The 12,014-nt window shown below is 49.0% G+C and carries 8 protein-coding genes; 1 reads left to right on the top strand and 7 read right to left on the bottom strand.

Annotated elements, in window-relative coordinates; genetic code table 11:
* Positions 1 to 11: 11 nt before the first annotated feature.
* The 7 genes from aroKB to UNDKW_RS02535 form a co-directional block, all read right to left on the bottom strand.
* A complete protein-coding gene (gene aroKB / locus UNDKW_RS02565) occupies positions 12 to 1,664 on the bottom strand; it encodes a bifunctional shikimate kinase/3-dehydroquinate synthase AroKB (RefSeq protein WP_162061736.1) in 1,653 nt (550 codons plus the stop codon).
* Positions 1,665 to 1,810: 146 nt separating this feature from the next.
* Positions 1,811 to 4,186 (bottom strand): hypothetical protein, encoded by a 2,376-nt coding sequence (locus tag UNDKW_RS02560; RefSeq protein WP_162057443.1) that lies wholly within the window; start codon positions 4,184 to 4,186, stop codon positions 1,811 to 1,813.
* Positions 4,187 to 4,259: 73 nt separating this feature from the next.
* Entirely contained in the window at positions 4,260 to 6,410 is a 2,151-nt protein-coding gene (gene pilQ / locus UNDKW_RS02555; protein ID WP_162057442.1) for a type IV pilus secretin PilQ family protein, read from the bottom strand.
* Positions 6,407 to 6,946 (bottom strand): pilus assembly protein PilP, encoded by a 540-nt coding sequence (locus UNDKW_RS02550; protein WP_162057441.1) that lies wholly within the window; start codon positions 6,944 to 6,946, stop codon positions 6,407 to 6,409. Before UNDKW_RS02550 ends, pilQ begins: the two co-directional genes overlap by 4 nt.
* Entirely contained in the window at positions 6,943 to 7,596 is a 654-nt protein-coding gene (locus UNDKW_RS02545; RefSeq protein WP_162039584.1) for a type 4a pilus biogenesis protein PilO, read from the bottom strand. The genes UNDKW_RS02550 and UNDKW_RS02545 overlap by 4 nt, the downstream gene beginning before the upstream one ends.
* 37 nt (positions 7,597 to 7,633) lie before the next feature.
* Positions 7,634 to 8,305, bottom strand: coding sequence for a PilN domain-containing protein (locus UNDKW_RS02540; protein ID WP_162057440.1), 672 nt, complete (start codon positions 8,303 to 8,305; stop codon positions 7,634 to 7,636).
* Complete coding sequence (locus UNDKW_RS02535) at positions 8,305 to 9,384, bottom strand: pilus assembly protein PilM (RefSeq protein WP_162057439.1); 1,080 nt, start codon at positions 9,382 to 9,384, stop codon at positions 8,305 to 8,307. The genes UNDKW_RS02540 and UNDKW_RS02535 overlap by 1 nt, the downstream gene beginning before the upstream one ends.
* 463 nt (positions 9,385 to 9,847) lie before the next feature.
* Here UNDKW_RS02535 and UNDKW_RS02530 point away from each other — a divergent pair, with 463 nt between their 5' ends.
* Positions 9,848 to 12,010, top strand: a complete 2,163-nt coding sequence (locus UNDKW_RS02530) for a penicillin-binding protein 1A (RefSeq protein ID WP_162057438.1) — start codon at positions 9,848 to 9,850, stop codon at positions 12,008 to 12,010.
* The last annotated feature ends 4 nt before the right edge of the window (positions 12,011 to 12,014 follow it).

Genomic DNA, 12,014 nt, shown 5'->3' with positions numbered 1-12,014 from the left:
ATTGATGATACCTAACAGGTGATGCAGCTACGCAGGGTTTCCAGCAAAATCTCTTTGGGTACCGTGGTAATGTGCGCCTGGCCCAGAGGTTTCAAGAGGATGAATTTGATTTTACCGCCTTCATTTTTTTTATCGACTTCCATGAGTTCCAGCCAGCGGTCTTCCCCCAGATCAGGTGCGACACTTGGCAGGCCAGCCGCTTCCACCACCTGCTTGATACGGGTCCTGGTGACGTAATCAATATATCCAAGGCGGCAGGACAGATCGGCGGCCATAACCATGCCACAACCTACCGCTTCACCATGCAGCCACTTACCATAGCCCAGGCCAGATTCTATGGCATGGCCAAAGGTGTGACCAAAATTCAGGATGGCGCGCAAGCCGCCTTCGCGCTCGTCCTGGCGCACGACATCTGCCTTGATTTCACAGGAGCGCAAAATCGCATGCGTCAGTGCCTTGGGGTCTTTGGCGCGCAGGGCTGGCATATTGGTTTCTATCCAGTCAAAGAACACGGGATCGATAATCGCACCATGCTTGATGACTTCGGCCAGGCCAGCGGAGAGTTCATTGTCGGGCAGGCTTTGCAGGCTGCCTATATCAGCAATCACCGCCTCGGGCTGGTAAAACGCCCCTATCATGTTCTTGCCCAGAGGGTGGTTGATACCGGTCTTGCCACCTACGGATGAATCCACCTGGGACAACAAGGTGGTCGGGATTTGTACGAAAGGCACACCGCGCATATAAGCAGAGGCGGCAAAGCCTGTCATGTCACCAATGACGCCACCGCCTAATGCCAGCAAGGTGGTTTTTCTGTCACACTTATGTTCGAGCAGCGCATCAAAAATCAGCATCAGGCTGGCCCAGTTTTTTTGTTCCTCGCCATCAGGCAATACCACCGACAATACTTCCTTGCCAGCGGCGCGCAAGGCAGCTTCCAGCGTGGCAAGATAAAGAGGGGCGACAACAGTATTGGTGACGATGACAGTTTTCTTGCCCTTGATTTTCGATTGCAGGAACTGGCTGTCAGATAGCAGGGAGCTACCAATGGCAATGGGGTAACTGCGTTCACCCAGATCCACATTCAGGAGCGTGGTGTTGGTGGTACTACTGCTGCTGGCGGTGCTTTCTGCTGACATAGTTGTTTTGTGATTGCTGAGTAGGGCTTCAGGAATGTCGAATAATTTTTCCTGCGCTAATTTGTCCAGGACGGTTTGCACCAAAAATTGTACATTGGGCCTGCCGGTCTCAATGCTGATGTGGGCAACTTCCTGGTAGAGGGGAGCTCGCTGGGATTCCAGCTCTTCGAGTTTTTTGCGCGGGTCTGCAGTGCGTAAAAGAGGACGGTTCTTGTCGTGACGGGTACGTTGCAGAATGCTGTGTATACCTGCCCGCAAATAAATGACAATGCCGCGTTCATGCAGATATTGACGGCTCTCTGCATTCAACACGGCACCACCACCTGTAGCCAGGACTATATTTTCTTGCCCAGTCAGGTCACGGATTACATCCGCCTCCCGCTGTCGAAAACTAGCCTCGCCTTCAATCTCAAAAATCACGGGAATTGAGACACCCGTTCGTGCCTCAATTTCGTGATCAGAATCAATAAAACGCTTATTGAGTTTTTTTGCCAGGGCCCGGCCAACCGTGGTTTTGCCGGAGCCCATCAGGCCTACGAGAAAAATGTTCTTCAAAACTGTTTACCTGGCTTGTTACTTTTGCTGACCTCTCCCAGGTTTTACCGCCCAGGAGAGTATTTCCGGTTCTAAGCAAATAAACTAAGTTTATCAGTGTTTCTTGCTATTACCAGATATTAACAGCCACCAGTGGTCAGATTCAAGATTCTCATCGTGCTGGAAACGGATATATTATTACCATCTTTGACTGTAATAATGACTGGTGTATCAGCAGCCACGCAACGTGTACCCTGTGTACCCAAACTCACATTCACGGTACGCCCGTTGAAGGAGAGTGGATTCAAAGGATCAGGATTTGTACCTGTGACAGTGCTCAACAGCGTATTGTTAGTGAATACCTGGAACGGAAGCACACCGCCAGAGATGGTCAATCCGATGACACTGTTGTTGGTTTCATTGATGCTCCAGTCAACTGGATTCAAACCCAAAGCAGTTGATGATGCATTGACTATAACTGGCACTGTAAACACAGTTCCTTGCGCATCCGTCACAACAATATTAGTAGTACGACCAACATTGAGCAAAGCAGCCGTTACAGTTCCAGCACTATTCAAAGTTGCGCCACTGACAATAGCTACGTTTGTTGTGTTAGTGGATGTTGTCGTGTAAGGGGCACTGCCACCTGTAATAGAGATGGACAATGTATCACCTACATTACCAGTAAGTGCAATTGGTGTTACAGACAAGTTCGCATTTTGACCAGTAACAACTGTCACCGCAACACTTATAGGGGCGCCAACGCTATCAACCAGTCTCACCGTAGCACTACCCGCAGCAACCGCCGTAATTGTCACCGTACCACCAGTAACTACAGCCGTCGCAACACGTACATCACTGCTGGTTGCGAAGTAAGGCGCTGTACCACCACCTATGACATAAACCGGTGCAGCACCTGGTGCCAGAGAAATTGCCGCAGGTGCAGTACTGAATAAAGCCACGGTTGCACCCGTACCAACGCTGACAACAATTGTGACAGGGTTACCTGCTGAATCTTTTACAATGATATTTGCAGAACCAGTCGCGACACCGGTAATTGTGAAGTTAGTACCGTTAAGAGTAGCTGTTGCAATCGCAGTATTGCTACTGCTGATCGAATATGGTGCAGAACCACCACCAATTTGATAAGCAGGGCTGGAACCGACCGCAATCGTCACTGCGCCAGGCGCCGTTGTGAAAATGGCGTTGGCATTGCCTGAACCCAAAGTGACATTAATTGAAATTGTTTTGCCTGCTGCATCACGCAAGATAACTACAGCCTTGCCCGATCCAACACCAGTCAATGTCAGATTATTTCCCGAAGCCGATGCAGTAACAACCGAGGTATTGCTGCTCGTGGCCGTGTAAGGAGCGCTACCGCCACCCATGACATAAGTACCAGTGCCATTGGCAGTCAGGGTAATATCGCCAGGAGCAGTCGTATAGAAATCGGCACCAGAACCAATGGTAACGTCAATTATTACATTGTGACCCAGGCTATCTTTAACGATGACGGATGTTTTACCGGCAGAAACACCACTGATGGTAAATTTATTTCCATTAATACCGACGCCTGCGATCTGGGTGTTACCACTGGTGACCGTATAGACCTGACTACCACCACCAATAGTAAACGTCGGGCTTGACGTACCAATGCCAACTGTCAGTACTGCAGGTGCAGAAGTGAACAGGTCGGCTGTTGAGCCTACCGTCACCTTGATGGTGACATTACCAGAAGTCGCATCGCGGAGAACAATGTTGGCCGTACCTACACCAGTACCGGTGACAGTCAGTTTATTGCCAGAAATATTCGCTGTTGCAACTGCTGTGTTGCTGCTGCCCACACTGTAAGGACCATTACCACCGCCTACTGTATAAGTAACAGCTGCATTGACACCAACGTTGATATCAGTACCTGCGGTAGAGAACAGTGCATCGACCGAGCCTACGGTAACTTTGATCAATACCTTGCCACCGATGGAGTCACGCACAGTGATGTCTGCCTTACCACCCGTCGAACCAACAATGACGAAACGATTGCCGGAGAAAACCACATTGGCAATGGAATTGTCACTGGACGCCACTTCATAGACCAGGCTACCGCCGCCTATGGTGTATTCAGCTGACTGTCCGCCTACGGGAACAGTTACCGTTTCAGGTGCAGTGGTGAACAGATCCAGCCCTGAACCTATCGTGACGTCGATGGTTACTGCAACACCGGCAGCGTCCTTGACTGTAACTGTAGCAGAACCGCCGCCGCCGCCCTTGATAGTAAGAGTACTACCGTTTAGCGTTACTATGGCAGCGCCATTGCTGCTGCTGGCAGAATAGCCAGGCACACCACCGCCTACGGTAAACGTTTGCGTAGCACCGGGACTCAAAGTGAGCTTTTCAGGTGCTGTAGTGAACACCTTGGCACCATTACTGGTATTACCAGCAGAGCCACCGCCACCGCCACAGGCCGTGAGGCCTATCAGTAAGATCAGTGCGAATAAACCGCGTATATACTTCATCATGAAACACCTATATTTTTACGAATTCAGAAAATCGGTTGCCATTCGATGACACACATCACAAGCCCAGAACTCTTTATTGTTTGTTGCTAAATTTCTCGGCAACAATCTTGGGAGTAATAAAAATCAGCAATTCAGTTTTGTCATTCGTGCGGCCAGTACTTTTAAACAAATTGCCAAACAATGGAAGATCGCCAAAGAACGGTACTTTTGTCACACTATCACGCTCAGTTTGCTGGAAGATACCACCGAGGACTACCGTGCCACCATTTTCTACCAGAACAATGGTTTTCACCTCTTTGGTGTCAATTGCAAACCCTGCTCTGGTCTCCTGACCAACACTGTCTTTATGTACATCAACATCCAGGATCACATTCCCATCAGGCGTGATTTGCGGTGTCACTTCCAGTCGCAATGTAGCCTTACGGAAAATAATGGAGGTTGCGCCACTTGAAGTAGCAACCTGATATGGCAATTCAGTACCTTGCTCTATCGATGCTTTCAACTGATCGGCGGTCACAACCCGCGGACTTGACACTATTTTACCTTTGCCATCGGCTTCCAGTGCTGACAATTCCAAATTCAGGAATCGATTCGCAGCAGAAGAAAAGAGACTGACAGCTAAACTGCCAGGATTGAGACCGTTAATACCAGCCGCAGGCAAGCTCACAAATTGAGTGTTGGGAATAAAGCTTTGATCTGTAATTTTTGCTTGCAGGGTTTGCTCACCGACACCAAGGTAATTACCAGTCAGCGCTACGCGCTGGTTTCCAGCGACCTGATAGCCGGCATTTCCGCCTGCGATACCGCGCAAGTCAGCAAAACCCAATTTGGCACCAAGATTTTTACTGAATTTATCATCCGCTTCGACTATACGTGCCTCTATCAATACCTGCCTGGAAGCGATATCGGTTTTAGCGATCAACTTGCGCACTTCTTCCAGTTTGGAAGGAATATCGGTAACAAACAGCTGATTGGTACGTGGCTCAATCACAGCGCTGCCACGCTTGGAAAGTATGCGGTTTGTACTTGCACCATCAACACCAAAAACTTGTTTAAATGCTTCAACCTTTTGATAATTGAGCTGGAAAGATTCGGTTTTTACGGGTTCCAGTTCTGCAATCTGCGCTTTTTGCTCAAGTTCAAGTTTTTCTTTGGTCAATAACTCTTCTTTTGGCGCGATCCAGATCACAGAACCATTTTTGCGCATATCCAGCCCCTTGGACTGCATGATGATATCGAGTGCCTGATCCCATGGCACGTCTTTCAGGCGCAAGGTGATCGTTCCATTCACTGTATCACTGGCAATAATATTGAGGCTGCTGACCTCTGCAATGATCTGCAAAATCGCACGGATTTCAATATTCTGGAAATTGAAAGACAAGCGTTCACCACGGTAACCCTGGGTGCCTTGCGTTAATTTGTTGGGGTCTTCCTTGATTGGTTTGACTTCAACCACAAACTGGGTATCGCTCTGGTAAGCACTATGTTCCCACAATCCGGTAGGCTCAATCACCATGCGGACATTTTCACCATTTGGTGTCGTTGTAATCAATTGCACTGGAGAACCATAATCGGCTACGTCGAGACGACGGCGCAGGGATTCTGGCAAACTGACCTTGAGGAAATCAACAACAATTTTTTGTCCTTGCTGACGAATATCGACGGCAACCTGGTCCAGCGGCAAATCGATGACTACACGGCCTTCACCTGCGGCACCACGACGAAAATCGATATCACGCAAGACGCGCTTTCCAACAACGGCTGGTTGCACATTAACTGGCAAGCCCTGAGAATTAACTGCCGTTGCAACACCACCAGAAGCATCAATCGTAACAACGAGGGAATTACCATCGATTGCAGTTGCGTAATTCAAGGATTTGTTGAGATTAAAAATCAGGCGCGAACGTCCGGTTGCTTCAATCAGGTTAATCACCCGCAAGTCACCCATGTTCATATCGAACGTAGTTTTGCCGGTGTTATTGCTGACATCTGCGAAATCAATGGCGATACGGGATGGGTTGGCAATAGCAAAACCCAAAGGAAGTTTTTCCAATGGTTTTTTCAAGGTGATCTTGACGATAATGTTTGCACCCTGCTGGTTGGCTGTCAGTGACTCTATCGAGTTTGTCTGCGCAAAAGCAGCACTGCAAAAACCAAGCAACGCAAATAAAATAAATTTAACCAATTTGGCGCCCCTTATACTTGTATTTATCAACGCATTCATTTCTTTGCCTCCTGCAACTCTAACTTGGATTGCCGCTCAGTCCAATCACCCGCCGCATCCTGAACTGTTTCCTTGATTTCGATTTCATTCTCCGAAATTTTTGTAATCATTCCAAAATTCTGGCCCAGATAAGATCCCAGTTTGGCTTGATACACAGTCTTGTCTACTTGTACGAGGGCATAAACCAGCTTGTTTTTTTCTATCGTGCCCACCATCTTCAGACTATCCATGGGAAACGACTCCAGCGCTTCCCTTGGTCTGGTCAGGTCAGGTTTGAGGCCATTGCTTGATTCTGCTTTCAGGCGTGCCAGCACAGCAAGCAATTTGGCGGGATCAAAGGGCTCAATACTTTCTTTTCCGCCGTAGGCAAATGGAACATAAACCTTAGGGGGACTGATTTTGGGAATCACTGCTTTTGCCTGACTTTTCTCTGCGGCCATCCAGGCACGCAATTCTGTTTCCTGGCTATCGCCGCAAGCAGATAAGGAAAGCGCCAGGAACAAACAAAGCGTCGGCTTAATGACGATGTTCTTCATTTTTTAGGCTCCTTCTTCTTCTTCTCAGCCTGATCAAGAACTTCGTCCCTATTCAAATAGCGGAATGTCTTGGCCGTCACGTCAAGCGTCAGATTGCCATCCGTGGCGCGGGTAATATTCAGATTATTCAAGGTGACAATCCTTGGCAATTTCGCGATGTCCGCGACAAATTGTCCGAGGTCGTGATAATTGCCCTGAATCTTGATGGCAATCGGCAACTCTGCATAATAATCTTTAACTGCTGGCAAGCCTGGTACAAAAGAGTCAAACGCCAATCCACGTCCCTGACCGGCCTGATTGATATCGGCCAGCAAAGCCGCCATTTCTGCCTGGCTAGGCAATTGCTTCTCCATGGTGGCAACATATTGCTGAACCAGCTTGCGTTGCTCTTTCAGGGCATCCAGGTTAATCGCCTGCTGCAACTTTTGTTTGTATTCGCCCCGAAGCTTGACCTCTTCAGCCTGACCTGTTTCTATGGCCGTCATCTGGCCATCCCATTGAACATACCAACCCAGTGCAACCACCACAATCAAGACGCCTAAAGCAGACGCCATGCGGGGCGCAACTGGCCACAAGCCAGGGTGCAGTCCATTCAAGCCTTGAAATTGGGCGCTTAAAGACTGGCCAACTTCATTCAGATTAATCGCCATTTACAATCTTCCGTTGCATTGCATAAATAATCACACACTAAGGTTTTTTGGCTGCGCTGGCGGCTGACGAAGCCGGCGCAGCAGGAGCAACAGAACCAGGCGTAGCAGTAGCGGCCGAGGCGGCGGCCTGTGAAGCTGCCTCTTCCCGTTCACGCGGACGCTTGATACCTGCATTCACCTTAAACTCAAATACTTTCTTGGCATCCCTGCCCTGCCCCAAACCGGTTGAGTGAATGTCATTCAGTTCTGGCTTGAACATCCAATCCGATTTATTGCCCAGGTTACGAATAAATTCAGCGACCCTGTCCTGAGATTGTGCGTAACCAGCCAAAGTAACCTTCTGACCATCCTGATTCAATTGCTTGAGGTAAACCCCTTCAGGTGTTAACTTGACCAGCTCATCAAGCAAATATACAGGCTGATTACGATCGCCCTGCAAATCCTCAACGGCTTGTTGGCGGGCTTTCAAACCATCAATTTCCTGCCTTAGCGTAGCGATTTCTTTGATGCGCTCATCAAGCTGGGCGATCTCTTTCTTGATAAAGTCATTCTTATCATTCTGGATTGACAGCTCACGCCCAAAGTAAGCACTCACCACCACAACCACCAGAGCACCAGCTATCGCAGCCAGTAACAACAGACCATAAAAATCACTCTTGAGCTGTTTGCGCTTTTCTTCCCTGTGCGGCAGGAGATTAATCTTGATCATCAGCCAAATCTCCGTAATGCCAGACCACAGGCAACCATGTAAGCCGGAGCATCATTGCGCAAAGCTTTTTCATTGACGCCCGAACCTAGTTCCATGCCCTTGAACGGGCTGACCACTGCAGTAGAAATCTTGGTACGCTCAGCAATAATATCGACCAGACCTGATATCACCGCACAACCACCAGACAGATAAATCTGATCTACCCGGGTAAAAGGGGTGGAAGTGAAGAAGAACTGTATGGCACGGGTTACTTCCAGCGCCGCACTTTCCAGGAAAGGTTCGAGCAATTCCATTTCATAGGTGTCGGGCAGATCACCATTTTTCTTTTTCTGCTCCGCTTCTTCTATGGAAAGGCCATAATTCCTGACGATATCCTGGGTCAGCTGGGCGCCACCAAACTGCTGTTCACGCTCATAAATGACTTCGCCATTAAGCATGATGAAAATATAAGTTCGCTTGGAGCCTATCTGGAAAATTGCGTAGATCTGGTCCTTGCCGCCATTAGCCTGCTGATCGACCAGACGTGAGACTGCAGCACGCGCAGCATAGGATTCAATATCCATGACTTTGGCTTGCAAACCCGCTGCCTGTATGATGGCTACGCGATCTTCAATTTTTTCTTTTCTGGACGCAGCGAGCATCACTTCTATATCTTCTTCCGCATTGGCCGCCGGTCCCAGCACACAGAAATCCAGGCTGACTTCATCCATGGAGAAAGGTATGTACTGACTAGCCTCTGATTCAACCTGCACTTCAAGTGCCTGTTCGGTCAGGGTACCGCCGAGTATAATTTTTTTTGTAATGACGGCAGAAGCCGGCATTGCCATTGCTACGTTTTTGGCCGAGGTTCCGCTTTTCTTCACGAGTTTGCGGACTGCCTCAGTCACTTGTTCAATATTCTCGATATTGCCATCCAGCACCGCGCCTTTGGGCAGTGGTTCTGAGGCATAGCGCTCAAGTCGATAGGACTTGTTGCTTCCTTCCGAAAGTTCAACAAGCTTGATATCGAGAGAACTGATATCCAGACCAAATAGTGGCGGATTTTTTCTGCCGAGCAACGAAGCCAGATCTAAAGCCAAGAATATCCCCTCACGATTACATCATCATTTCAATTTACACAAAATTACATGTGCGAAACATTATATTGCCAAAAGTAAATTGCCTTTAAAAACCGCTATTTACAAGACAATTATCCAAGCTTACATGAAATCCTAGCAATAAGACTGGCATTGGTAAAGCAATTTCCGCGCAGCACTACCCTTATGCGTTGCCAAATATCCACGTATATTCCGAATATTCTGAAAATTTGCTTACAAATCCGCTTATCTGCTGACAGTCTAATGCTCACCGAAGACAGCTATAATGTACGCTGCCTTATTTACAATTAGCCCCTATGTCAGAGCAAAACAAAGAACCCGACAATCAACCTGAGCCACAAAAGCGCAGTGCTGGAAAGCTTTTCGCCCGCATTGTACTCGGAACTGCGGGGTTTTATTCGGATTAGTTGTAGCAGGAGTACTAATTATTGGTTTTGCACTTACAATGGCTTATCCAAACCTGCCAGAACTGGATTCCATTACCAGCTACAAACCTAAAATGCCACTGCGGGTGTTCTCGGCTGACAATATGCTGATTGCTGAATTTGGCGAAGAGCGACGCAATGTCGTGCGCTTCAAGGACATCCCTGAGATCATGAAAAAAGCCGTGCTGGCTATCGAGGATGACCGCTTCTATGAGCATGGCGGCGTTGATTACCAGGGCATCACCCGTGCGGCAGTACATAATCTGACGGGCGGCGCCAAACAGGGCGCCTCTACCATTACCCAGCAGGTCGCCAGGAATTTCTTCCTGTCCAGCGAGCAAACCTTCAAGCGCAAAATTTATGAAATCCTGCTGGCCTGGAAGATAGAACAGAATCTGAGCAAGGACCAGATCCTGGAAATTTATATGAACCAGATTTATCTGGGGCAGCGTGCCTATGGCTTTTCTTCCGCCGCACAAATCTATTTTGGCAAAGACTTGAAGGATGTGACCATCGCTGAAGCGGCGATGCTGGCAGGCTTGCCAAAAGCACCCTCCGCCTATAACCCGGTCGCCAATCCCAAGCGGGCAACCGTCAGGCAGCAATATATCTTGCAAAGGATGCGCAATCTTGGCTACATCACCGAGGCGCAATACGAACAAGCCAAAAATGAAGAACTGATCACCAAAACCAATAGCAATGAATTTGGCATCCACGCCGAATATGTTGCAGAAATGGCGCGTCAGTTGGTATATGAGCAATTCAAGGAAGAAACCTATACCCGTGGCCTGAATGTTTACACCACGATTACCAAGAGTGACCAGGACACGGCCTATCTGTCCCTGCGTCGTGGTGTCATGGATTACGAAAAACGTCATGGCTATCGTGGCCCGGAAGCCATCATCAGCATACCCGAAGGCAAGGAAGCAGCCGAAGACGCCATAGAGAAAGAACTGGCTGAACATACCGACAGCGATGACTTGCAAGTCGCCATGGTACTGGAAGCGACACCCAAACTGGTACGGGCAGTCTTGTCGTCTGGCGAAGAAATCCGTATCGAAGATACCGGCCTGACTTTCGCCGCCAGCGGCCTGTCTGTAAAAACACCGGCCAACAAGCGCATACAGCGCGGTGCCGTGATACGCGTGGTGCTGGAAGGCAAGAGCTGGAGCATTACCCAGATGCCTGAAGTGCAATCGGCCTTTGTTGCGGCAAACACCACCGATGGAGCAATCCGCGCCCTGGTCGGTGGTTTTGACTATAACCTCAACAAATTCAACCATGTTACCCAGGCCTGGCGTCAACCCGGCTCCAGCTTCAAGCCATTTATCTATTCTGCTTCGCTGGAAAAAGGCCTGTCACCGTCGACCATCATCAATGATGAACCGATCAGCTTTGACGCGGGGCAGACCGGTGGACAGGCCTGGGAGCCAAAGAATTATGATGGCAAATACGAAGGCCCGATGACCATGCGTCGCGGCCTGACCAAGTCCAAGAACATGATTTCCATCCGCATCTTGCACAAGATAGGCGCAAAATATGGGCAGGAATATACCAATCGCTTTGGCTTTTTGCCTGAGAAAAACCCGCCCTACCTGACGCTGGCCCTGGGCGCCGGTGCGGTGACACCTCTGCAAATGGCAGGTGCTTATGCCGTGTTTGCCAATGGTGGATACAAGGTTAATCCTTACCTGATTTCCAAGATCACCGACAGCAATGGCCAGGTGCTGGTACAAACCAAGCCCGACATGGCTGGCGATGAAGCCAATCGCGTCATTGATGAGCGCAATGCCTTCCTGATGGATAGCATGATGCGCGACGTCGTCAAAATGGGGACGGCAACCAAGGCTCTGGTCTTGAAACGCCCGGACATTGCAGGCAAGACTGGTACCACCAATGATTCTTTCGATGCCTGGTTTGCCGGTTATCAGTCCAAGGTAGTTGGTATAGCCTGGATAGGTTTTGATCAACCCAGAAACCTGGGCAATAAAGAAACTGGCGGCGGTCTTGCACTGCCCATCTGGATAGGTTACATGCAAAAAACCCTGAAGGATTTCCCTATCGAAGAAAGGCCGGTACCCAAGGGTATCATCGCCGTCGATGGTGACTATTATTATGCAGAAAATCCGCCAGGCTCAGGTGTCAGCAGCCTGGCTCCGCCTATCAGTGTTATCGAGGAATAAGGGA

Source organism: Undibacterium sp. KW1, assembly GCF_009937955.1.
Taxonomy (GTDB): Bacteria; Pseudomonadota; Gammaproteobacteria; order Burkholderiales; family Burkholderiaceae_D; genus Undibacterium.
This window is presented reverse-complemented; position numbering and strand designations above follow the sequence as displayed.